Source organism: Acinetobacter sp. V102_4 (genome assembly GCF_031799005.1).
GTDB lineage: Bacteria > Pseudomonadota > Gammaproteobacteria > Pseudomonadales > Moraxellaceae > Acinetobacter > Acinetobacter calcoaceticus.
In genome coordinates this window covers 159,504-181,549 of record NZ_JAVQNR010000037.1, presented here as the reverse complement: position 1 = coordinate 181,549, position 22,046 = coordinate 159,504, and the positions used below count along the sequence as shown (strand labels likewise).

25 protein-coding genes and 3 pseudogenes are annotated in these 22,046 nt (G+C 36.2%); 4 read left to right on the top strand and 24 right to left on the bottom strand.

Annotated elements, in window-relative coordinates; genetic code table 11:
* The 5 genes and pseudogenes from RMB13_RS09640 to RMB13_RS09620 all read right to left on the bottom strand — a co-directional run.
* Positions 1 to 134: pseudogene (locus tag RMB13_RS09640) on the bottom strand (hypothetical protein); the annotation flags it as partial.
* 38 nt (positions 135 to 172) lie between these two features.
* The gene (locus tag RMB13_RS09635) at positions 173 to 754 is read right to left on the bottom strand and encodes a hypothetical protein (protein WP_311085138.1); all 582 of its coding nucleotides are present in this window, start codon (positions 752 to 754) and stop codon (positions 173 to 175) included.
* 198 nt (positions 755 to 952) lie between these two features.
* A complete protein-coding gene (locus RMB13_RS09630; RefSeq protein WP_311085137.1) occupies positions 953 to 1,312 on the bottom strand; it encodes an I78 family peptidase inhibitor in 360 nt (119 codons plus the stop codon).
* 189 nt (positions 1,313 to 1,501) lie between these two features.
* Complete coding sequence (locus tag RMB13_RS09625; RefSeq protein WP_311085136.1) at positions 1,502 to 1,924, bottom strand: hypothetical protein; 423 nt, start codon at positions 1,922 to 1,924, stop codon at positions 1,502 to 1,504.
* A gap of 177 nt (positions 1,925 to 2,101) precedes the next feature.
* Positions 2,102 to 2,398, bottom strand: coding sequence for a hypothetical protein (locus RMB13_RS09620; RefSeq protein ID WP_311085135.1), 297 nt, complete (start codon positions 2,396 to 2,398; stop codon positions 2,102 to 2,104).
* 205 nt (positions 2,399 to 2,603) lie between these two features.
* Here RMB13_RS09620 and RMB13_RS09615 point away from each other — a divergent pair, with 205 nt between their 5' ends.
* Positions 2,604 to 2,867, top strand: a complete 264-nt coding sequence (locus RMB13_RS09615; protein WP_311085134.1) for an Arc family DNA-binding protein — start codon at positions 2,604 to 2,606, stop codon at positions 2,865 to 2,867.
* Positions 2,868 to 2,948: 81 nt separating this feature from the next.
* On the opposite strand, the gene RMB13_RS09610 is transcribed toward RMB13_RS09615, so the two are convergent.
* Entirely contained in the window at positions 2,949 to 3,803 is an 855-nt protein-coding gene (locus tag RMB13_RS09610; RefSeq protein WP_311085133.1) for a LysR family transcriptional regulator, read from the bottom strand.
* A 94-nt stretch (positions 3,804 to 3,897) separates the two neighbouring features.
* Between RMB13_RS09610 and RMB13_RS09605 the strand changes: the two genes are divergently transcribed.
* On the top strand, positions 3,898 to 4,290 hold the full coding sequence (locus RMB13_RS09605; RefSeq protein ID WP_017390840.1) for a hypothetical protein: 393 nt from the start codon (positions 3,898 to 3,900) through the stop codon (positions 4,288 to 4,290).
* A gap of 194 nt (positions 4,291 to 4,484) precedes the next feature.
* Here the strand turns inward: RMB13_RS09605 and RMB13_RS09595 are convergent.
* From RMB13_RS09595 to RMB13_RS09545, 11 genes and pseudogenes are all read right to left on the bottom strand, one after another.
* Positions 4,485 to 4,547 (bottom strand): annotated as a pseudogene (locus tag RMB13_RS09595) (TetR family transcriptional regulator); the annotation flags it as partial.
* 272 nt (positions 4,548 to 4,819) lie between these two features.
* Entirely contained in the window at positions 4,820 to 5,704 is an 885-nt protein-coding gene (locus RMB13_RS09590; RefSeq protein WP_311085132.1) for a bile acid:sodium symporter family protein, read from the bottom strand.
* A gap of 84 nt (positions 5,705 to 5,788) precedes the next feature.
* A complete protein-coding gene (locus RMB13_RS09585) occupies positions 5,789 to 7,429 on the bottom strand; it encodes an AMP-binding protein (RefSeq protein ID WP_311085131.1) in 1,641 nt (546 codons plus the stop codon).
* Positions 7,430 to 7,497: 68 nt separating this feature from the next.
* On the bottom strand, positions 7,498 to 8,871 hold the full coding sequence (locus RMB13_RS09580; RefSeq protein WP_311085130.1) for a long-chain fatty acid transporter: 1,374 nt from the start codon (positions 8,869 to 8,871) through the stop codon (positions 7,498 to 7,500).
* Positions 8,872 to 9,084: 213 nt separating this feature from the next.
* Entirely contained in the window at positions 9,085 to 10,908 is a 1,824-nt protein-coding gene (locus tag RMB13_RS09575; RefSeq protein WP_311085129.1) for an acyl-CoA dehydrogenase, read from the bottom strand.
* Positions 10,909 to 10,917: 9 nt separating this feature from the next.
* Entirely contained in the window at positions 10,918 to 11,379 is a 462-nt protein-coding gene (locus tag RMB13_RS09570; RefSeq protein WP_005046911.1) for a MaoC family dehydratase, read from the bottom strand.
* 2 nt (positions 11,380 to 11,381) lie between these two features.
* On the bottom strand, positions 11,382 to 12,293 hold the full coding sequence (locus RMB13_RS09565) for an SDR family NAD(P)-dependent oxidoreductase (protein ID WP_311085128.1): 912 nt from the start codon (positions 12,291 to 12,293) through the stop codon (positions 11,382 to 11,384).
* 45 nt (positions 12,294 to 12,338) lie between these two features.
* Positions 12,339 to 13,094 carry a glucose 1-dehydrogenase gene (locus RMB13_RS09560; protein WP_311085127.1) on the bottom strand — a complete coding sequence of 252 codons (756 nt, stop codon included), beginning with the start codon at positions 13,092 to 13,094 and terminating at the stop codon, positions 12,339 to 12,341.
* A 12-nt stretch (positions 13,095 to 13,106) separates the two neighbouring features.
* On the bottom strand, positions 13,107 to 13,871 hold the full coding sequence (locus RMB13_RS09555; RefSeq protein WP_311085126.1) for an SDR family oxidoreductase: 765 nt from the start codon (positions 13,869 to 13,871) through the stop codon (positions 13,107 to 13,109).
* 15 nt (positions 13,872 to 13,886) lie between these two features.
* Positions 13,887 to 14,948, bottom strand: a complete 1,062-nt coding sequence (locus RMB13_RS09550; protein WP_045125520.1) for a phosphotransferase family protein — start codon at positions 14,946 to 14,948, stop codon at positions 13,887 to 13,889.
* A gap of 2 nt (positions 14,949 to 14,950) precedes the next feature.
* Positions 14,951 to 16,201 (bottom strand): acyl-CoA dehydrogenase family protein, encoded by a 1,251-nt coding sequence (locus RMB13_RS09545; protein WP_311085125.1) that lies wholly within the window; start codon positions 16,199 to 16,201, stop codon positions 14,951 to 14,953.
* Positions 16,202 to 16,288: 87 nt separating this feature from the next.
* Between RMB13_RS09545 and RMB13_RS09540 the strand changes: the two genes are divergently transcribed.
* Entirely contained in the window at positions 16,289 to 17,224 is a 936-nt protein-coding gene (locus tag RMB13_RS09540; RefSeq protein WP_311085124.1) for a LysR family transcriptional regulator, read from the top strand.
* A gap of 219 nt (positions 17,225 to 17,443) precedes the next feature.
* Positions 17,444 to 17,707, top strand: a complete 264-nt coding sequence (locus RMB13_RS09535) for an Arc family DNA-binding protein (RefSeq protein WP_311085123.1) — start codon at positions 17,444 to 17,446, stop codon at positions 17,705 to 17,707.
* Between the two features lie 98 nt (positions 17,708 to 17,805).
* Here the strand turns inward: RMB13_RS09535 and RMB13_RS09530 are convergent, their stop codons facing one another.
* From RMB13_RS09530 to RMB13_RS09500, 7 genes and pseudogenes are all read right to left on the bottom strand, one after another.
* Complete coding sequence (locus RMB13_RS09530; RefSeq protein WP_005040355.1) at positions 17,806 to 17,946, bottom strand: hypothetical protein; 141 nt, start codon at positions 17,944 to 17,946, stop codon at positions 17,806 to 17,808.
* 211 nt (positions 17,947 to 18,157) lie between these two features.
* Positions 18,158 to 19,014 (bottom strand): annotated as a pseudogene (locus tag RMB13_RS09525) (Imm49 family immunity protein).
* A gap of 67 nt (positions 19,015 to 19,081) precedes the next feature.
* Positions 19,082 to 19,543, bottom strand: coding sequence for a hypothetical protein (locus RMB13_RS09520; RefSeq protein ID WP_311085122.1), 462 nt, complete (start codon positions 19,541 to 19,543; stop codon positions 19,082 to 19,084).
* A 116-nt stretch (positions 19,544 to 19,659) separates the two neighbouring features.
* Positions 19,660 to 20,139: an SMI1/KNR4 family protein gene (locus RMB13_RS09515; RefSeq protein WP_311085121.1), complete on the bottom strand. Its 480-nt coding sequence runs from the start codon at positions 20,137 to 20,139 to the stop codon at positions 19,660 to 19,662.
* A gap of 66 nt (positions 20,140 to 20,205) precedes the next feature.
* On the bottom strand, positions 20,206 to 20,712 hold the full coding sequence (locus RMB13_RS09510; protein ID WP_311085120.1) for a DUF2247 family protein: 507 nt from the start codon (positions 20,710 to 20,712) through the stop codon (positions 20,206 to 20,208).
* A gap of 99 nt (positions 20,713 to 20,811) precedes the next feature.
* Positions 20,812 to 21,267, bottom strand: coding sequence for a hypothetical protein (locus tag RMB13_RS09505; RefSeq protein ID WP_311085119.1), 456 nt, complete (start codon positions 21,265 to 21,267; stop codon positions 20,812 to 20,814).
* A gap of 13 nt (positions 21,268 to 21,280) precedes the next feature.
* Entirely contained in the window at positions 21,281 to 21,976 is a 696-nt protein-coding gene (locus RMB13_RS09500; protein ID WP_409070789.1) for a hypothetical protein, read from the bottom strand.
* Positions 21,977 to 22,046: the final 70 nt, after the last annotated feature.

The following is a 22,046-nucleotide window of genomic DNA, read 5'->3' as shown; positions in this document are numbered from 1 at the left end:
TATATCACTGATTCAACTCTTTGAATATTTCCCTTATTATTAATAATGAAATATGCCCCACCAAAAATAAGAAAAATGACAGTCAATAAAGCGATGTTTCGTTTTTTCTTCAAGTTTTTAAATTCTATAAACATGTTGTTTTGTCAATTTTTAGGAAAATCAATTATACAAACTATAGTGGTTTAATAGACCAATTAACTAAATTAATTTCTAATGGTAGATTCGGATTATTCCAAGCAGCTTTGACCTGATCAACCTTCTTTAAATTTTCAGCAGTACTTTTTCCTTTAACTTCAACCACAATATTCCCATTTTTTTCATTGTAGCTAACAGTTTGAATGGTATTAAAATAATTTTTTACTAGTTTTTGTGCTTTATTTATCTGTCCTTTAGCATTCTCCCTTGTTTCTTTTGCCCCATATTGAATATCAATAGGCAAATTAGTTTTAGAAATTGCATTTCCTACTACTATATTTCGCTTTTCATTCTGGCCATAACCTTTAACTCTAACCACAATTTTATATGTAGGTGAGTTTTCAACATAAATACCAGCTATCCTCCCCTTGAACTCCTTTTCAATAGCATCTAAAGCAGAGTCTCGGTTAGCTTCTAAAAACAATGCTTTATTTGCTTCTGCTGTGCTAACGCCATGCAATAAAGAATAACTACGGATGTCCTGCTCAAATCCCTCATTTGATACAGCAAATGTATAAGATGATGAAATTAAAATTGTTAGCGCTAATAATTTTTTCACTTTTACCTTCTAATCAGAAATAAGGTTAAAAATATAACGATATATTCTTTATATAAAAACCAACCAAAATTTAATCATGAGCAGCATATCCTTAAGTGCTCTTTAACACTTCAGCATTAAATATAATATTTCTAAGGAAAAATTATAAAATTACAATTTATAAAACAAAATATTATGAACGATTATTTTTTGTTTAAGTTAGCCGCACGCACTAGCTACTATACGTTTTGTTTTTGGATCAATTACTATAGTGACTCGATCTGGGCGGAAGTCTTCAGTAACCGCTTCTCCTGGATAAGCACTTCGATAAATTCGAGCATTGGTCATCGATAGAACCTGCTTTTCGGTTAAGCCAGTTTTACCTATAAGATTTTTAACTTTAATTGGATCACAGTCAAAAGATGAGTCCCATTCTTTACTTGTGCCAAGGACTGGAGGCTTGACTTTTTTCTCTGGTGGTTGCGCTTGAACTTGTTTAGGAGTTTCAGGGTTTAATACATTATTTGAACAAGCTGAAAGGAGGCTCATCACGAGCCCTATAAAAATATATCTTTTCATACTTATTAGCTTTATTAATTATTCAATTGATACCAATATATCATGAGTTAAAAAGATAGAAAGTCCCACCAATAATCGATATTTAGCGAGGCTTTCTCTGCAAAAACATGTTCAATACTGGTACTTATAATTAAGATATAGGACATAGAAGACTTAGATTATTCCCATTAAAAAAGAGCCTTTCGGCTCTTAAAAATCTAATTTTTTACTTTCTTGAAATTGCCTATAAGCAACAATTATCTTCTCTTCAATTTGTAAATTTTCTAAAGTAAAATCATCTTCAATAGACCGCAGTTTGGAGTCTGGAGGAGCTGATGTACTATGTGAAGGCAAATGCTTTGGAATAGTTATCAATTGGGTTCTTTGGCTTATATACTTTTCAAGCGCAGCATCCAAATCGGTTTTCTCAAAAAATATATAATCAATATTTAAAGAGTTCACTGTAATGACTTCACAACCATAAAAATTATTAAAGTTTTTGCTTAAATCGGTGTTTGGGTCATGCAAGATATCTTCGTAAGTCTGTAAACTGATAAACAGTAAATCAGGATTTCTATCATAACGATCATGATAGCTTGTCCTGCCTTGAACTAAATCAATTCTAATCGTCATAATAATTACTCAAGATGTTGAATCTCAAATATACCAAATAAAAAATAAAAAGCCCCCACCAATAATCGATATTTAGCAGGACCTAGTGTACAGACCATTCTGTATTAATTTATATCCCCAAAAAAATGCTATCGCATTTATGAAATTTAAATGAATACTTTGATTCTATTTATCAACTTAACTACAGTTTGAATAGATGATCTTCGATTCGTTATCAATCACAATACTCAACCGATCATAATGTAAGTTTGCTCTCACAGATTGACCTTTACGAGAAATCCGCACAACACCTGCATTAGTTATTTTCTTTAACTCTGCCTCACTAGGTACAGAGTGTCCTATAAGCTTTTGAGCCTCATTAGGATTGCAATAAGTATCTTTAGGCTTTACTTCTAATGGGGTTTCTTTAGGTTCATTGGTTGCACACCCAACGCTAATTAAAACAATCAAATAACTTAATAGAATTTTTTTCATAACCTATCCCTTGGGATTCATTTCTATATTTAATACTCTTGTTTATTTACATACAATTTCAGATATTCATCTCAAAAAATCCCAGCATTTAAGAAATCTTTTATTCAGTAAAAAGTACTATGTACTGTTTTTTAGTTAAAATTGTCCTACAATTATCTTTAAGTCTTACTTTATAACAAAAATCTATTACAGGGATGGAATAACTATGACAAATACCAATGATAGCGAACCTATATCGCCTCAATATAGCTTGCGCTTACCTATAGGACTTCGCGAAAAACTTACAAATGCAGCAAAGAGCAATTCCCACTCACTAAACAAAGAGATAATTATAAGACTTGAACAATCATTAATTTTAGAAAAGTGCCCTGAGTGTGTTAAGTACTTACAGACAGTGAAAAACCATGAAAAAATATTTGAAGAGCAATATAAAATGTTTGAGGAGTTAAATAAAAAAGATACAGAATAAAAGTATGAAAATACGTTTATGCTAAGTCGCATATATACTATATACAGTTGCTGACAATAGAAAATTTATTTTAGAAGCCATTCAAATGAATTCCTCTATTAAAATTTGACTAATCATATCTGTGGTTGGGTTTTGTTTGGAATGTAAATAAAGCATAAATCTAATATTCGGTAGCTCTGGTAAGTTATAGCTTGAATTAATAACCCCAATATTGTCATTTAAAGCAGATTTATTTAGACAAGATATTCCTAGTCCAGCTTCAACTGCTGCCGTGATACCTTTTACGCCAGTAGCTGTATGGGCAATATAGAATGGAATTTTATTTTGAATAAGACTCTGTTCTGTAAAATCTTTCAATAAGCAATTAGATGACATAGTTATAACAGGCAAAGGACTATTATCTATTTCTAACTCATGGGATTTGACCCAAAATAGAGGCTCTTCCAGTAATTTAATGGGTTGAGTATCTCCTTCTATTACATCTTCAAATTCCATATAAATTGCTAAATCATAATTATTTGAAAAAAGATTATTTTTTATATCCTCACTTTTTACAACTGAAATATGAAGTTTTAAGAAAGGAAATTTTTTTTGGATTCTTTTTAAAATTTTAGTTAAGTCATTAGGCCTAAAATAGTCGGTTATTGCTATTCTGAATTCACCAGCTATATTTATTCCTCTAATTTTATTCAAAGCAAGAGAACATGACATTAGAATATTCTCAGCTTCTATTAAAAGTAACTGACCTTCTGCTGTTAGAGATGTTCCTCTCCGATCTCTAATCATTAATTTTTTTCCTACAAAATCTTCTAACTTTGATAATTGTTCACTTATTGTTGAATTTGTCAGATTTAGTTTTGGCGATGCTGAAGAAATAGTTCCTGAATTAGCTACAACAACAAATGTGGAGAGCAACGTCGTATCAAAATATCTCATGTTCGGAAAAACCGTACTTATTATTCATTAAAATTTGATTTTACCATATACAGCATTAACTTATTATTAGAAAAAATATTGTTGAGATTAAAAAATGCCAGCTATCAAATTATTGTTGTCTGGAGAACGAGCTGATTATGATGTCGTCTCTATCATAGAAAATCTTACGGAAATGACTTGTAGAATTTTAATAAAAGAGAAAAGTAAAACAATGATTATTGTCGAATTTATTCAAAGAGATTTATGGTTTATTGGCTCTAATTCATTGGATAGTTTAGGAAAAAATTCATTCAAAATTGATGTAACTGTCACAGATGAAACTTGTACTAAAGATCAAAAGGCATCTTATATTAAAGAAGGATTTATTTTATTAAACCGTTATGTAAATCAATTACATGAACACTCAAATATCCATGTAATTGATTGTAGAGGGGGAGCTTATGGATATGGAGGCAAAACCCAAGATTATCTGTATTATCACAAATGATCTTTAAGATCATGGTATCAATAGTATGAGCAGTGGCCCCATGATCATTCTTACCTATAAAAAGTACATAGAAACTTATTTTTAAAGATTATAAAAAGGTCATTTATTATGACCTTTTTCATTTTTTATCCCAACCTCACCAAAAAATACTCAAGCAATCTCTCCCTTTCATCTGGTTTGTTTGGGTCTAAAATTTGAAAAGTCAGACTCATTTCAATGAGACGTTCTTTTGAGTGAAAGTAGTTATAAAAAGTCGCTAAGGTGTCAATGTGAAATTGGCTAGAAATTATTTAATTAATTATTGTTTTTCATTCAATTACACAATTAAGAAAAACCTTAAATATTAGCTTAACAATTTGCTTTTATAACTGCACGCTAAAGCTTTCTTTTTATTGTGACTAAGCTTACGCAGCCATAAATATTTTAATTTTTGAGACTAAAAAAGGAGGTACTAGCCTCCTCTTTTAATTCAAATCATAAACATCTGGTGGTAGTTAAATATCTTTATCTGCAAGATATTAAGTTCTTTTTAGGTAGTAGTTGATATTTGTGCCATCTCTTTCTTTTCTAGACGATTTAGCAAGGTGCCAAAGATTGCTGCAACAATGTACATAAATAATGAATAAACTGCTGCTGGCATAGCGGCCGTACTGCTCACCATTACTGTAAATGCAATGGTCATGGCTAAGGTACTGTTATGAATCCCAATTTCAAACGCACAAGCTTTTGCCTGAAAGCTATTTACACCAAATAATCGTGGAACAAAATAGCCAACCATTAAACTACATACGCAGAACAGCAAAGTTGCCAATCCAATTTGCCCAATATAAGTCATCAGATTTTGGTAATCCCGCGCAATTGCCAATATGATGATGGATACGAGAAAAACGATAGCAAAAATACGGACTGGTTTATTGAGCTTTTCAGCCATATGCGGTGAAAAATGACGGACTAACATCCCAATACCCACAGGTACTAAAATAATGAGGAAAACTTGTATGATTTTAGAGAATTGCAAACCTACGTTTTGTTCATTTTCCATAAAGTGTTGTATTGCAAAATTCACAATTAATGGAAGTGTAAAGGCAGCAATCACCGAATTTATAGCCGTTAAAGTAATATTTAAAGCGATATCACCTTTATAGAGATAACTAAATAAATTAGCAGTTGGCCCGCCCGGTGACGCAGAAAGTAGCATTAATCCCACAGCAAGCATTGGTGGTAAAGCAAGAATCTTACAAATAATAAAAGCAATACTGACTAAAATAACCAGTTGGCAAAATAATGCGATAAAGACTGCTTTGGGGTGTTGTCGTACACGTTTGAAGTCATTTACGGTCAGCTCTAGACCTAAACCAGCCATAATAATTGCAAGTGCAATTGGTAAAAATACGGTAATTAATCCTGAACCCATAATCTCATTCCTTTTTTTCCATTTATTGATGGAGCTTCTAGTTCCATACGCTTATGTTTTTAATTAAAAAATTAAAAATTCTTATTAAACCTTTAGTTCTTTTCTTAAAATTTTACCCACATTCGACTTAGGTAATTCATTAATAAATTGAATATAGCGTGGTTGTTTGTAGCCTGTCAGGTTTTCTTTTGCATAGGTCTGGATTTCTTCAACCGATAAAGAGTCATCTTTTTTAACAATAAAGGCCTTAGGCACTTCACCCGATTTTTCATCTGCAATGCCAACCACGGCGACTTCCAAAATTTTTGGATGTTGAGCCAAAACTTCTTCAATTTCGTTTGGAAAAACATTAAAACCTGAAACTAAAATCATGTCTTTTTTACGATCAATGATTTTGGTATAGCCTTTTTCATTCATGAAGCCAATATCACCCGTTCTAAAGAAACCATCATCCGTCATGACTGCTTTAGTTTCTTCAGGCAAATTCCAGTAACCTTTCATGACCTGCGGGCCACGAATTGCAATTTCTCCAGTTTCACCGGGTGCTAATTGATTACCTTCATCATCCAAAATAGCAATATCTGTACTTGGTACAGGAATACCGATCGTGCCACTAAACAGATTAGAAATTGGCGGGTTAAAGGTAGCAACTGGTGAGGTTTCTGATAAGCCATATCCTTCACGGATAATACGTCCTGTCAGTTTTTCCCATCCATCGGCAGTGGATTTTAAAATTTCCATACCACCGCCTGTAGTAATTTCCAAACGGCTATGGTCCAATTTATTAAAGCCTTCATGATTAAGTAGTGCATTAAATAAAGTATTTACAGCAGGAAAAACCGTAGGACGATACTTTTCAAAACAATGCACGAGAGCGTCTAAATCACGCGGGTTTGGAACTAAAACAGTGGCATAACCTTTATTCATTGCGCTGTGCAATAAACACACAGTAAAACCAAAAATATGATAAAGCGGTAAAGCACAGATCGCTATTTCATTTTCAAGAGCATCTCGGTCACCAAAGTAGCTTTTAAAAACCACATTATTTTGTAATAAATTGGCGACAATATTTTTATGGGTTAATTCCGCACCCTTTGATACACCTGTTGTTCCTCCCGTATATTGCAAAAGCACAGTATCATCAAGAACAAGTTCAGGACGTATATAGTCTTGGGCATTTACCTTTAATAAGATTTGCTTAAAACTATAGTTTTTTGAATCTGATGTGTCTAATTCAACAGGTTGTTCGACTAACATTTCAGTCATTGTGGTGGTAATAATCTGCTCAACCGACACCTGCTCTTTGACAGCCTCATAAACAGGTAAAAACTGTTCCAATATAAATAAGACTTTTGCGCCTGCATCATTTAATTGATGCTTTAATTCACGTGCGGTATAGAGTGGATTAATATTGATCAGGATGTAACCTGCGCGAATCACGGCAAGTGAAATAATCGGGTATTGAATAATATTGGGCATCATTACAGCAACACGTGTACCTTTTTCTAACCCTAGACTTTGCAAGAATGTTGCTACTTGTCGGCTATATAAATCGATTTCAGCATAAGAAAAAGATTTATCTGCAAATATGAACGCATTTCTTTGCTGGAACTTATTAAAGCTGTTGTCCCAAAAATCGAGAAGTGAAGTTTGTTCATCAGGCAAAGTAATCGTACTTTCAATATTCCATTGCTTATATTCATCTAACCAGATCTGATTTGTCATCTTATCGTCCTTTATGATAGAGAGGAATTTCGATTTTCTTCTGTGTCATCTATGTCATTATTGTTAAGTTAAAATTTATAACCAATTTTCAAACCATAACCAATTGAATAGTTATTTTTATATTCACCGACATAATATTCACTGCCTGCCTGAGCGCCAAGCTGGCCTTTGGCATCACCGAGCCATAGATACTTCATTCCACCTGAAATAAAGTATTTTGAAGTTGGACTATATTGCGCACCAAGACCAACATTGTAATAACCTTTCGCTGGCCCGCCTGTAGACACACGTTCTCCTGCACCCGAATCCCAACCAACAGAAACTGAACCTGACCATTTGTCACTTAGACGTTGCCCAATTCCAAGATTGGCAGACCATTGATCGTCATAATAGCGAACCAGATTAAAACCATTTGGACGACTTGGTGTTGATAGAACCCCAACAACTTCTGAGATTTCCCCAAAACGATACGGTTTGAACTCAAAATCATTCCAGTTAACCCAACGCACGTTACCAAACAATAAAGTGCCTTTGCGTAATCCGGTCTGAAATTCCAAATTCACTGACTCTGGTGCTCTAAATTTAGTTGGACCTGACGTTCCTGCATCTGGTAAGCCCGCAACAATACGATTGAGAGCTTCTTTACGTGATTCAGTGAGTTGTCCAATAGAAACCATATACGCCAAATGCTGATCAAGAAAATCACGACCTTGTTGCGTACTTAACATATCAACCATGGGCGCATTTTCATTGGCAGTCACTTCATGCAGAATTTCTGAACGATAAGTCAATGAGGCTTTAATGGCTTTTTCGGGAATTTGATAGCCAAATCCTGCCAACCATCCCCAATCTCCAACTTCTTTGGCATCAAAGTCATAACCATTATATAAACTGAAAACTTGACCTCTTAAATTGACGTTACTTTTAAAAGTTTGATAAACAGGACCTGCATAAAAATTCCAGTTTTTATTCGGTTGATAACCAAAAATCAGACTAAAATTTTGCATAACAAAATTCGATTTGGTGTTCCCTGTTACGACTTCTCTACCTGTCTTTTGGGCAAGTGTTGCAGAATTAATGCCTGGTACTAAAACCGTATCGTTCGGGGTAGCAACAAAGCTGTTCTTTCCATAATATTCTGAGTCGGATGTAAATGGCTGATCATAAAGAAAGCCAAATGAAAACTGCGGAGCTAACTGTAATTTCAAAGCTGCACTGGGGCGATAATCAGAATTTGCAATATCAGAAATAGCATTACGCGTTGGATTCGTACCCGCTTCTTGTCCTTCTAACGAAGTGTCTGAAACAGATAAACTTGCCTCAAAATAATTATCAGGTTGTAGAAATGCAGAAATTGATTGTCCTGTTCGATCAAATGCTGCTGCATAGAGTGGGCTCGTACAAAATGAAGCCATTACCATGACTAAAGTTTTCTTTTCCATCTTTTAATCCGTCCTAGATTTTTTATTTTTACTTATTAGAGCGCTCTTATACCGAACGCCCGAAGTTTGTTTCTACATGGTGGTTCTTATTAGGTAACTTCAAATAAACTGGCTAATTCCACATCTCCCATTGATACCGCGACATAACACATTTTCAATAAACTTAGGTTCTTCTCCTGCCCATTCAACGGCGCGTTTAAGGAATGGTTCTTACTAGAACCATTCTTCCGACATAGTGAGTGGAGTCGTCTCTACCGGATCAAGCACTGCTAACCAACTCATAATTTTTGGCATTTCCCAACCAAAGAAATAATCACAAGCTGCAAGCTTCCCACGCAGAAAATCAGGGTCTGTTGAATTTGGCATGAGTTTATGAATGACTGCTGCTTGATCAAGCCATAACCACCCCACCACAAGTTGCCCAAAGGCTTCCAGATAATTGGCGGCATTTGCCAGTTGGAGTTCTACATCGGTTAAGGCATGTAATTTCTCTGTTACATTTTGGATGAGTTGCCACTTTTGAGCTAAGTGATCTGCATGATCCTTTAAAGAAGGCTCTGCTTTGGCGTGTGCAATGGTATTCATGATTTTTTCATGTAATAGTTTCATCGACAGCCCCTGATTAAGACGAGTTTTACGTCCTAATAAATCGAGTGCCTGAATACCAAATGTTCCTTCATGAATCGGGTTGAGTCGATTGTCCCGATAAAACTGTTCAACATTATATTCACGGGTATAACCGTAGCCACCATGAACTTGAATTGCTAAATCATTTGCTACAAGTCCCCATTCAGAAGACCAGCTTTTCACCACCGGAGTTAATAGATCAAGTAATTGATTGGCTTGATTACGCTGCTCGGCATCTTCAAGTGAGTGAATATCATCGGTTAAGCGGGCTGCATATAGGCACAGTGCCAATGCACCTGAGACATATGCTTTTTGCGCCAAGAGCATACGGCGGACATCCGCATGTTGAATGAGCGGGATTTGTGGAGAACTTGGATTACGTTCGCTACGAGAGCGACCTTGTACTCGGGTTTTTGCATAATCTAAAGCATGCAGATAACCTGTATATCCCAATGCTGCCGCCCCAAGTCCAACCGAAATTCGGGCTTCATTCATCATATGGAACATATAGGCCAGCCCTTTACCAGCTTCGCCGACTAGCTCGCCAATTGCACCAGCTTCTCCTTCGGGTGTGAAACGACCTTCGCCAAAATTCAGCACGCAGTTAACTGTTCCCCGATAACCCATTTTATGGTTAATTCCAGCCAACACTACATCGTTGCGTTCGCTTGGCTGCCCATTTTCATCGAGTAATTTGCGCGGTACGGTAAACAGAGAAATGCCTTGCACACCTGCTGGTAATTGTCCATTTTCATCTGGAATTTTTGCCAAAACTAAATGAACAATATTGTCAGAGATATCGTGCTCGCCGCCTGAAATCCACATTTTGTTTCCAAACAAGCGATAACGACCATCTTCTGTTTTAATCGCACGTGTACGGATATCAGCAAGACTTGAACCTGCTTGTGGTTCAGATAAACACATCGTTCCGAAGCATTTACCTTCCATCATGGCGTTGACATAGGGTTTCACTTTTTCAGGTTCGCCATGAGCCATTAATAAATTTGCATTACCAATGGTTAAAAAAGCATAGCCCGCTGTACCTGAATTGGCACCGAGTAGATATGCCATACCTGCACGCTCAATGGTATTGGGTAAGTTCATACCATTCCAATCTGATGGAAAAGCTGCACTCATCAAACCCGCATCAGCAAAGGCCTTAAGCGCGACTCCGACTTCAGGATTGACAGTCACACGTTCACCATCAAAAACAGGTTCGTTACTGTCATTTTTTTTATTATGAGGAGCAAATAAATCGGTTGCCAAAGCCTCGTAAACGTTTAAAACAGATGTATATTCAAAACGGTCCTGTCCTGCAAAAGAATTGCGTTGACTAAGTTCTTCGACTTTTAGCCAATCGAATAGCAAAAAATCTACATCACGGCGAGAGAGAATTAATTCATTGCTCATGGTTTATTCCTATACGTTCACAAGTGTAAGCCACTCTGTAACAAGTGCTGGCTTGGCTTGGTTTTCAATTTCAATCGTGACTTCCATGATCAATTGATAAACTCCCTTATTTTTTTCGGAAACATTTTTTAAGTGAAAATGTCCGCGCACACGCTTCCCGCTATGCACTGGGCTGATAAAACGCAAATTATTGATGCCATAATTCACGGCAGATTGCTGCCCTTGTACAGTCGGAATGACTTGGGCGGCCATAGCTGAAAGTAAAGATAGCGTTAAAAAACCATGTGCAATCGTGCCACCAAAGGGAGTTTGACGAGCAGCTTCTTCATCCACATGAATAAATTGACGATCCAGTGTTACATCAGCAAAGGTATTGATCATGGTTTGCTCTATTGCAATCCAGTCTGAGCTACCGAGTGCCTTGCCTTGTAACTCAAAGAGTTGCTCGATGCTTAATGTATTTTTTGTCAAAATTATTCTCCTGCCATTAATGAAGCCTTTTTCAGCTCAAGCTCACCCTGAGCGCCTCCTCTGACAGGAACAAACTCATCTGTTCGGTCCGAAACATCAGCTAAACGTTGTGCTAAAACATGCGGAACTTGTTCATCTGTACCTAAATAAATCCCTTGTGTGAGGGTGATGTGGGCAGCCTCAAAACTACCTGCGCCAGCGCAAAGAATCATACGGGTAGGTGCATCTTCACCAACCAAGGCCGCAATTGCAGGACTGACAGCACTTGGAGCAAGGGCTTTGAGTGCTTCTTCGGGCAATAACCCTTCAAGCATACGAGTTGCAGCTGTTGGTGCTAAACAGTTCACCCGAACATTAGATTTTTCACCTTCTAGGGCAAGCGTCTGCATTAAACCAACCAAAGCCATTTTTGCAGCGCTGTAGTTGGACTGCCCAAAATTGCCATACAAACCAGAGGATGAAGTCGTCATGACAATACGACCATATTTTTGCTCACGCATGATATCCCATACGGCCTTAGTGCAATTTACGGCCCCCATGAGATGCACATCAATTACTGTACGGAAGTCATCTAGTGACATTTTACTAAAGGTTTTATCTCGGAGAATTCCAGCGTTATTAATTAAAATATCTACACGACCCCAGCGGGCAATTGTTTCATCTACCATCTGTTGAACTTGTTCAATATCAGTGACTGAAGCGCCATTTGCCATCGCCTCGCCACCCGCTGCAATAATTTCATCCACGACTTTTTGGGCCGCCATGGTTGAGCCGCCCTTTCCGTTTACATCACTACCCAGATCATTCACGACCACTTTTGCACCCAAACGAGCCAGTAACAGCGCATGTTCTCGCCCTAGACCAGCGCCAGCACCTGTAACAATAGCCACTCGATTGTTTAAATTAATTGTCATGATTTTTTCCTAAATAAATGAATAAGATATTATTTAATAAATGTTTTAATAAGCTGTCACGCCGCCATCAATTGCAATGGCTTGACCTGTGAGATATGAGTTTTCTTTGGCACACATCATCAGCATCATTGCTACCACTTCGCTTGGATGGCCAAGACGCTTCATTGGCGAGGCCTGCGCTAAAAAGTCTTGTTTCTGTTTGAGTTCACTGTCGACCACCATCGGGGTGGTTGTATAAAATGGACAAATTGCATTAACTCGAATGCCTTTATTTGCATATTCAATCGCTGCTGTTTTGGTTAATCCCACCACAGCATGCTTTGCCGCAGCATAGGCAGCCAATTTGGGAGCCGCGCCTAAACCTGCAACAGAAGCAACATTCAGAATAATGCCACCACCTTGTTGCAACATCTGACGAATTTGATGCTTCATTCCAAAGAACACACCTTTGGCATTGACGGCAAAACTCAAATCCAGATCTGCTTCATCGGTATCAATAAAGCTTTTCATAGGCGGACTCATACCTGCATTATTGATCCCGACATCGATTCTACCAAACTGAGTAACTGCACTTTGCACCAAAGTCTGTACATCTGCTTCACAGCTGACATCACACACTTGCGCAACCACCTCCACTCCTGCTTGGCGTAGCGGTTCAACTACAGTATTTAATCCTTCAATATTCAAGTCACCCAACACTAATTTTGCACCATACTTTGCCAGTTGCTCTGCCAGCAATGCACCAAATCCACTCGCCGCACCTGTGATTAAGAACACTTGACCTGAATAATGTTCGTACATTGCTATTCCTCCCTAAATAGTTAAACCGCCATCAACCACAATACATTCACCATTGGTATAACTTGCAGCATCGGACACAAGATACAGTACGGTACCCGCCATTTCACGTGGTTCTGCGTGACGGCGTAATGGAATTGAACTCATCCAGCTTGTATAAATATCTTCATTTTCAAATAGTGCTGAAGCAAATTTAGTCTTGGTAAGACCCGGCAATAAAGCATTCACTCGAATGCCCAATGGTCCGCATTCTTTTGCAAATGCTTTGGTCATATTCACCACCGCAGCTTTGGTAATAGAATAAATACCTTGTTGGTCTCCGGGTTGTAGGGCATTCACAGATGCGGTATTCACAATTGCACCGCCACCCTGTTCTTTCATTAATTTGCCCGCCTCGACAGACATAAAGAAATATCCACGAATGTTGACTTCAACCGTTTTGTTATAGGCCGCAATATCCGTATCCAAAATATGCCCAAAATAAGGATTGGCAGCTGCATTGTTGACTAAAATATCTAAACGACCATGTTCTTTACGAATATATTCAAAAATTTCTGCAATATCTTCTAGTTTACCCACATGACAAGCAGCAGCTTCCGCTTTACCATTTGCTGCAATAATTTCATTAGCAACGCGTTGGCAATCTTCAATCTTGCGACTAGATACAATCACATGTGCGCCTTGTTCAGCTAAAAGTTTGGCAATTTCCTCACCAATACCACGACTTGCACCTGTAACTAAGGCTATTTTTCCAGTCAAATCGAATAAATTTGTAGCCATATCATTTCCTTATGTTCATGGGTTTTGTAAAGTCAGTTGTAAGCAACGCTCATATAAATTTTCGACAAAAATCCCAAAATTTTTAAATTCAGGATTTTGAGTTTCTTTATGGTAATAACGATAATAAATTTGCTGAAGAATAGCGGCTAAACGAAATAAGCCAAATACCTCGTAAAACGTCCAATTATTGGTTTGTAAACCTGTTTTTTGCAGATAATAGTCCACGACTTCCTGACGTAAAAACATACCTTGTAAATAGGTTGGCTGACGACGCATAGATTTCAATGTTGCGTTATCGTCATCTTGTACCCAATAAGCCAAAGCACACCCTAAATCCATAAGTGGATCGCCCAGAGTGGTCATTTCCCAATCTAAAACCCCAATAATAGAAGTAGGTTGTTGTCGATCTAAAATGAGGTTATCAAATCGCCAATCGTTATGAATGACACACGTTTTACTATCTTGAGGGACATGCGCATGGAGCCATTGTCTTATCGCACTAAAATTTGGTACATCAGGCGTTAATGCTTTTTCATAACGCTTATCCCACCCTTCAACTTGGCGACGACAATAACCCTCGCCTTTACCTAGCATTTCTAAATCAGTGCCTTGATAAGGGAGTTGATGTAAGGCGATTAAAGAATCCAGCATATTTGTACAGAGAACTTTGAGCTGATCTCTACTTAAACTTAGGTCTTGGGGCAGATCAGCGCGAAGAATTATGCCTTCGATACGCTCCATCACATAAAAATCACAACCAATGACAGTGTGATCTGTACACAATGCCACCATTTCGGGAACCATAGGATAAAGTGGCTTAAGTGCTTTTTGCACCCGATATTCCCGCACCATATCATGAGCAGATTTTGCCTTTGTACCTGATGGTGGACGCCGTAAAATCAAATCGTGATTATCGCATTCAATCCGATAAGTCCAATTAGAGGCCCCACCCGAATATTGAGTTATTTTGGGTGTACCTTTTAAACAAATACCCTGTTGAAACAGCCAGTCTTGTATAGCAGTTATGTTGAGTTCTTCACCCTGACGTACCTGACCACCAACATCAATCACAGACATGGTTATTTCCCCTCTGCTCGATGGTGGCTATATCCTCGCTTTTTTAACTCGATTTTACTAATGACGCGTTTATGAACTTCATCTGGACCATCCGCTAAACGTAAAGTTCGCGCAAGAGCAAAAAAACGAACCAACGGCGTATCATTTGATATTCCCATTCCACCGTGAATTTGAATTGCCATGTCCATGACTTGTTGCATTACATTAGGGGCAACTACTTTAATGGCTGAAATTTCAGTCATAGCTGCAACATTTCCAACGGTATCCATTTTCCAAGCTGCATACAAAGTCAATAATCGAGCTTGATCAATCGCAATTCGGGCATCTGCAATGCGCTCTTTATTGCCGCCTAATTCTAAAATTGGTTGACCAAACGCCGTACGGCTCATACCACGATCAATTGCCAACTCTAGGGCACGTTCCGATGCTCCCACACAGCGCATACAATGGTGTATTCGCCCTGGCCCTAAACGCCCTTGTGCAATTGCAAAACCTTGTCCAGCTTCGCTAATGAAATTACTCACGGGTACACGTACATTATTAAAACTAATTTCACCGTGACCATGGGGTGCCTCAGTTTCATTAAAAACTGGAAGCATTCTTTCAATTTTGATTCCAGCCGTATCGATAGGTACTAAAACCATCGAATGCTGTTGGTGTTGACCTTTATTTTCATCGGGTGTGCGTGCCATCACAATCAATATTTTAGCGTTCGGATCACCTAAACCTGATGACCACCATTTTCGACCATTGAGAACGATTTCATCACCCTCAATAACTGCGGTAGTTTGCATATTGGTGGCATCACTTGATGCAACTTCAGGCTCGGTCATACAAAAAACTGAACGAATTTCGCCTTTTAATAATGGTTCTAACCATTGTTTTTTCTGCGCTTCATTCCCATAACGCCATAAAACTTCCATGTTGCCAGTATCAGGAGCATTACAGTTAAAAACGGTAGGGGCTAAAAAACTACGACCTGTTTGTTCTGCGATATGAGCATATTCTTGAATATTCAGACCCGCACCTAATGTGTCATCAGGTAAGAACATATTCCACAAACCAGCTTCCTTTGCCTTACTTTTTAATGTTTCCAAAGCAGTCGGCCATTTCCATGTAGTCCAATCTTCATGGTCGCAAGTCCGTCGAACCTCAGCCCAAAACTCATCTTCAATAGGCTCAATTTCAGTTGCCATGAATTGCTTAACTTTTTCTAAATATTGTTTACCACGAGCGCTAAGTTCAAAATTCACGGTTTTAATCACTCTATTTGTTGTGCTATTTCCTGAACATACCTAACTTGCTACAATGAATAAAATGAATTGTTTGAATAACAAACCATGAATGAAATGAATAATAATGTCGCCTCTCTCGCTCGTATTGATCTCAATCTATTTCGGGTGTTTGTCACAATTTATAAAGAAAAAAATCTAACACGTGCGAGTGAACAACTTTTTTTAAGCCAACCTGCTGTTAGCCATGCGTTGGCCCGTTTACGCGATCATTTTAATGACCCACTCTTCATTCGAGATGGGCATGGTGTTGTTCCATCACCCTTAGCCAAACGTTTATGGCCTAAAATTGAACAGTCATTGCAACTGATGCATCAAGCAATTCAAAGCACTTATGACTTTGTGCCAGCACGAGATTTAAAGCATCTCACCATCGCTATGAATGATGAATATGAAGGGATTTTTTTACCCTCTATTATTCAACACTTAACTCAATTTAATCCTAATTTGCAGTTAAATAGCGTACGCATTGATCGTAAAAACTTAAGACATGAGCTTTCTACGGGTAAAATCGATTTTGCGATTGATGTTCATCATTCTGTTGAAGAAAGCATTGGTTATGAATGCTGTACTAAAGATCAGTTTGTAGTAATAAGTCGCAAGCAGCATCCCTTATTATCCTCTACTGATCTCACCAAAGAAATTTATTTAAATGCCAAGCACATTACTGTGTCCTCTCGTCCCACAGGTCGTGTCTTCGAAGATTTTTTCTTATCTAAACAAGGGATCAAAAGAACAATTAGTTTCCGCTGCCAACAATATGAAACGGCAATCCGATTAATTACACAAATGGACCATTTACTCACGATTCCACAATGCCAAGTTGCTTATTTTAAAGATAATTATCCTCAAATTAAGGTGCATCCACTCCCCATTGATATAGCTGGATACCAAATGAATCTATATTGGGATCAGCAAAAGTCCCATGAACACCAAATAGTATGGTGCAAGGCGCAACTATTGCAGATTATGAATAATTTATAGAATTTTTCTCATAACTTAACTCTTTAGATTTATTTTTGAATTTAATACTTTTATTGATTCAGTTCCAATTTCAGATATTCATCTCTAAAAAAAATCTATCATTTGTTAAGTTTCTTATTTAGTAAAAACAGTTATGTACTGTTTTTTAGCTCAAATTGCCCTACAATTATCTTTAAGTCTTACTTTATAACAAAAATCTATTACAGGGCTGGAATAACTATGACAAATATCAATGATAGCGAACCTATATCGCCTCAATATAGCTTGCGCTTACCTATAGAACTTCGCGAAAAACTTACAAATGCAGCAAAGAGCAATTCCCACTCACTAAACAAAGAAATAATTATAAGACTTGAACAATCATTAATTTTAGAAAAGTGCCCTGAGTGTGTTAAGTACTTACAGACAGTCAAGAATCATGAAAAAATATTTGAAGAGCAATATAAAATGTTTGAGGAGTTAAATAGAAAAGATAGAGAATAAAAGTATGAAAATACGTTTATGCTAAGTCACATATATCCTATGTACAAAAAGCCCACCTTCCGATGAGCTTTTTATTTAATTAAAATTAACGGTATGTATTAGGCGTTAAATTCTGCTAATACAAAGTTTTTTACTATTTCATCAAAAGTTGGTTTCAGAAGAGCTGGCTTGCTATTTTTTATAGTTTCATACCAATAACTCGCTGCAACTCCCATACTGAACAAAGCTAACAATTTCATTGCTCACCTCACTTATTGGGAAGAGTGAAACTTAAAGTATCATTCGCGTTTGTAGCCTTCCAACTCGTTTTAGCGAGGTTTCTGTATATATTTTAAGCAATGTGTAATAAAAAAGCCCGCAACTTTGAGAGCCTTCTTTAATGCCAAAAGTAGTGCAATTTACTGATTGTTAGCCCACTATTTATCTTGGACATAGCCAAATTTTCAGAACTTATTTAGTGTTCCTTTTGGGTGACCAATCTTTCCATTCACCTTCAAAAGGAGTGAAAATATCAAATTCGCGCATAAATTCCCAAGGTTCCGGATATTCAGCTAAAGGCTTTACAGGCAACCATTCTTTAGGTATCCAAGGGGTATCTATATTTAACTGATATCCATTTCTCCATGCTAATTTGCTATAAATTACAGCATGAGTCGCAATAAAATGCTCAGTAAAAGTAAATGCAAATTCAAAATTACGGACTTTGGCAATTTTTGGACTAGTTAATTCAGTCAAAATATTTTCCATTTCACTCTTATCACCATTGGCTAAGGCAAGATAAAAACGATGGTCAATTAAATACTTTTTATCCTTTTTTAAATCAGTTTGTAAAATGAGTTCACAACGTTCACGTAATTTATCCCATTCATGATTAAGAGCTAATATTAAGTGATAGCCATGAAAATCAGGTTTACGTAGATTATCACGGTCTTTAATTGAGCCTTGTCGATCATACGATACTCGGTGCTGACTATACCAAGAAATGATTTCCTCATTATCTGATAATAATGCTGAAAAATGTTCATATGCTGGAAACCATCCAATAGGGTCAAACTGGATGACCATTCGATTTAACTTCGCAGCAATATAGCACCATTGCTTAAAACCCATTAAGTCATTGTCACGAAGCCAAGATACTATTGCATTGGCTTCAGAATAACTTCTTAACCTTCTAATACAAAATGGTATATTACCCTTTGATTTGAAACAAAATCTACAAACTCAATAATATCTTGATTAAATTCAGCATGTTGAATTACATGTGCTAATGCTTTTTGATATTCTTCCTTATTTTTAATACTATTCATAAAGGCTGATTTTTCCATGAAGGAGCTAATTTTCTTAACATTAAATATTGACTAAAACTCTAATTAACTACTCAAACATAATTTTTGACTCAAATGATAATTCGCCATATTCATAAATATCTTTAAATAAATTTAAGGCTAATTCTAAATCTTGATTAACATATTTCGCTTGCCACTCATCTTCATGGGGCTCAAAAATATAAATCTCATCAGGATTTTTAGCTTTTCTGTTTATAAGACGTAAATACGTACCCGCCGGATATTCCTCATTTTCACTAATACTGCATCCAAATAAATAACCATATCTAGAGTCACAAACCATGCTGTAGCTATCAATATCACTATATGCTAGTCGCTCATACTCTTCAGAATAATCTGCGTCTGTCTTATGAATAATGACACTACCTCCAAAAGAAAAAACGTTCTTAATTATATTTGATAATTTTTCCCAACCCATTTCTTTTAAATCTATTCTTTTCGCTGAAAAAAATGGAGTTCTTACTACATAACTACAAACATATAAAATCATTAGTAACCTTTAATATTTAATTTACCAATCGCTCTGTCTCCAAACCACTATTTTTCAACTATTGAGCACTGTTAAATAAAGTATTATTTAAAAAATTAAAAAACTATCGTAGATTGCTAATACTCAATAAATTCATGTAAAGCATTAATAAAATTTTCAAAATTATCTGCTAGGTACAGAATCTTTCTTTTACCCTCATTCATTCCAAAATCATAGAATTCATCGTGTAAAACAAGCACAATCTTAGGTTGATTTTTTATCCAAGGAAATCTGTAATCAAAACAAATAAAATTTCCACCAGGTGTCGATCCAAAGCTAATTAATTTTCCGTCATAATCATCAGCACCTTCGGGAAATTGCATTCCTTCTATTCGAGGTTCATGCAAGTATCCTCCCAACTCTACTGTACTGATATTTAGTTCACCATCAGTGTCAACATAATCAAAGCTAGAAATTTCAGGATAAATTCCATCATGTTGAGAAATAAGTTCAACATATTCTGGTGGAAATGTAACTTCTAAGGTAGCTGCAAAATTTTCAATAATTTCTTTATTAATTGCGCCATTTGGATACTGATTCCCAATATCTTGTAGCATTTGATAGTACTCCAGTATTTAAAAAATTTGCTTAATATTCTTAAGCTTCATAGTTCGCATAGTGCTTCACTTATACTTTTCAGCACTCTTTTGCAAATAGCTCTCCCAATTCTTCATTAAGCGATTAATATTTTCTGCATAAGAATACAACGAGGGATCGTATCCATCAGTAGGAGGCATATATTTAATAAAACTATCCATTTCGGCTGGACAATCAAAATCTGTATAAATACTTTCCACCTCATCTAATGGATCTTCAAAGTTTTCTCTATTAATCCAGAGCCAACTAAGAATTACATATAACCATTTTTGACTGATGTTCTCATATTCATCTTCTTTAAAGTTAGGACATAGTTCATTAATAAAAAGAGTGATGTCATTTGATTCACTCGGGATAAGGAATGACAATTCAAGTTCAGCGTTAGTATAGTTTTCCGTTAATAAACTATTCTCTGCTTTTTTTATTGGTATTTCTGAAGTGAGAAGATTATTTTCATAGCCCCATTTGATATCACACCATGAAAGGTTCACTTTTTCATCAATAAAATCAGCAGGTATTGAATACAAATTCATGTCATTGTGCCTCTGGTCTTACAAAAACCTTTAATTCGACTATGTGCAAAATCTTCACAAGTAATAGTTTATTGATTATCAAGCGTATATTTAAAAATATTATAAAAATTTCAAATTCAGTCTTTTAGCTTCAGCTTGATCGCCATACCACCACACGGCTTTGTCTTTCACTGGTGCAGACATTTCTTCGTCAACACCATAATATTCTTCTGGATATTTCGGATATGGACTGCCATCTTCAAATCTAGTTAATGTCGTATTATGAACAAATAAATCATAAATCTGTTGATGACAATTTGGGCATAGAGGCAATGAACGTAAAAAGCGTTTATGTTGATCATCATAGGATTCTTGATTATTTACTTCTTTAAATAAAATAGGATCGCTACGTCCTGTGATCCATAGAATGGTATGGCAGTTTGCGCATTGCGCACCTAATGGTTGAGCTCTAGAATCTCTTTGAGAATCATATTGCAAACCATGTTGATGATAGCCTTTGAGATAGTAAGGTACTACCGCTATTTCACTAGCTGCTACTTGATGTAAAGATCTCATAGGTACTCCTTTTTTAGAAGCAAAGATAGAAGAAAAACATAAAGAAACAACCGAGTCCTATTGCTACCCATGATATTAGTTTAGATATAAATCTATCTTCCTTAAAAAAGAATGGTAAAACCCATTTATTGATGTCTATTTCTCTTAGCCAAGATAAATACCAAGGAAAAGTTAATGCAAATATAAGAGAACCTACGAACATCCCTACCGATAGAGGTATCTTGTAAAATTCAGACTCACTCATTTTAAAAAACAATATCCCAAAAATTACTTCTAGAGCACATAGCAAGACACATAAATAAATATAAAACTTATTCTTCAGATTAGTGATAAAAATTGGGGTTAGTGTCCAGAACGGAAAAACGAAACCAAAAACAAGTCTAAAACCATATAAATCATTATGAATATCAAATAGAAAGCACCGTAGAGGTACTATTACATAATAAAGAGTAAAAAATATAAGGCTTAAAAACTTAACTCGATTAAGTGTGTTAGAGTCAAGGTCTAAAACAATAGGTTTAGATATTAAATAACCAAAAAAATAAGTAGCATAGAAACTAATTAGATAAATAAATATGGAAAAATATGAATCATATTCAAAAATACCATACAAGAATAAAGATAAAATCCAAAGCAATCCAAAAATAAAGAAATTTTTAGCAATAATAAAAAATGGAGATTTGGTTCTAGGAACTGAGGGCTCAATCATAATTTCCACTGCGGTATATCCAATCTATACATAGCCATTCCTATGTTAAATTAACTACTATATTCTTTGA

What these genes read in the sequence shown, in the direction of transcription:
- RMB13_RS09630 (WP_311085137.1), bottom strand. Translation starts at nt 1,312, where the DNA reads ATGAAAAGATATATTTTTATAGGGCTCGTGATGAGCCTCCTTTCAGCT.
- RMB13_RS09625 (WP_311085136.1), bottom strand. Translation starts at nt 1,924, where the DNA reads ATGACGATTAGAATTGATTTAGTTCAAGGCAGGACAAGCTATCATGAT.
- RMB13_RS09620 (WP_311085135.1), bottom strand. Translation starts at nt 2,398, where the DNA reads ATGAAAAAAATTCTATTAAGTTATTTGATTGTTTTAATTAGCGTTGGG.
- RMB13_RS09615 (WP_311085134.1), top strand. Translation starts at nt 2,604, where the DNA reads ATGACAAATACCAATGATAGCGAACCTATATCGCCTCAATATAGCTTG.
- RMB13_RS09610 (WP_311085133.1), bottom strand. Translation starts at nt 3,803, where the DNA reads ATGAGATATTTTGATACGACGTTGCTCTCCACATTTGTTGTTGTAGCT.
- RMB13_RS09605 (WP_017390840.1), top strand. Translation starts at nt 3,898, where the DNA reads ATGCCAGCTATCAAATTATTGTTGTCTGGAGAACGAGCTGATTATGAT.
- RMB13_RS09590 (WP_311085132.1), bottom strand. Translation starts at nt 5,704, where the DNA reads ATGGGTTCAGGATTAATTACCGTATTTTTACCAATTGCACTTGCAATT.
- RMB13_RS09585 (WP_311085131.1), bottom strand. Translation starts at nt 7,429, where the DNA reads ATGACAAATCAGATCTGGTTAGATGAATATAAGCAATGGAATATTGAA.
- RMB13_RS09580 (WP_311085130.1), bottom strand. Translation starts at nt 8,871, where the DNA reads ATGGAAAAGAAAACTTTAGTCATGGTAATGGCTTCATTTTGTACGAGC.
- RMB13_RS09575 (WP_311085129.1), bottom strand. Translation starts at nt 10,908, where the DNA reads ATGAGCAATGAATTAATTCTCTCTCGCCGTGATGTAGATTTTTTGCTA.
- RMB13_RS09565 (WP_311085128.1), bottom strand. Translation starts at nt 12,293, where the DNA reads ATGACAATTAATTTAAACAATCGAGTGGCTATTGTTACAGGTGCTGGC.
- RMB13_RS09560 (WP_311085127.1), bottom strand. Translation starts at nt 13,094, where the DNA reads ATGTACGAACATTATTCAGGTCAAGTGTTCTTAATCACAGGTGCGGCG.
- RMB13_RS09555 (WP_311085126.1), bottom strand. Translation starts at nt 13,871, where the DNA reads ATGGCTACAAATTTATTCGATTTGACTGGAAAAATAGCCTTAGTTACA.
- RMB13_RS09550 (WP_045125520.1), bottom strand. Translation starts at nt 14,948, where the DNA reads ATGTCTGTGATTGATGTTGGTGGTCAGGTACGTCAGGGTGAAGAACTC.
- RMB13_RS09540 (WP_311085124.1), top strand. Translation starts at nt 16,289, where the DNA reads ATGAATGAAATGAATAATAATGTCGCCTCTCTCGCTCGTATTGATCTC.
- RMB13_RS09535 (WP_311085123.1), top strand. Translation starts at nt 17,444, where the DNA reads ATGACAAATATCAATGATAGCGAACCTATATCGCCTCAATATAGCTTG.
- RMB13_RS09530 (WP_005040355.1), bottom strand. Translation starts at nt 17,946, where the DNA reads ATGAAATTGTTAGCTTTGTTCAGTATGGGAGTTGCAGCGAGTTATTGG.
- RMB13_RS09520 (WP_311085122.1), bottom strand. Translation starts at nt 19,543, where the DNA reads ATGATTTTATATGTTTGTAGTTATGTAGTAAGAACTCCATTTTTTTCA.
- RMB13_RS09515 (WP_311085121.1), bottom strand. Translation starts at nt 20,139, where the DNA reads ATGCTACAAGATATTGGGAATCAGTATCCAAATGGCGCAATTAATAAA.
- RMB13_RS09510 (WP_311085120.1), bottom strand. Translation starts at nt 20,712, where the DNA reads ATGAATTTGTATTCAATACCTGCTGATTTTATTGATGAAAAAGTGAAC.
- RMB13_RS09505 (WP_311085119.1), bottom strand. Translation starts at nt 21,267, where the DNA reads ATGAGATCTTTACATCAAGTAGCAGCTAGTGAAATAGCGGTAGTACCT.
- RMB13_RS09500 (WP_409070789.1), bottom strand. Translation starts at nt 21,976, where the DNA reads ATGATTGAGCCCTCAGTTCCTAGAACCAAATCTCCATTTTTTATTATT.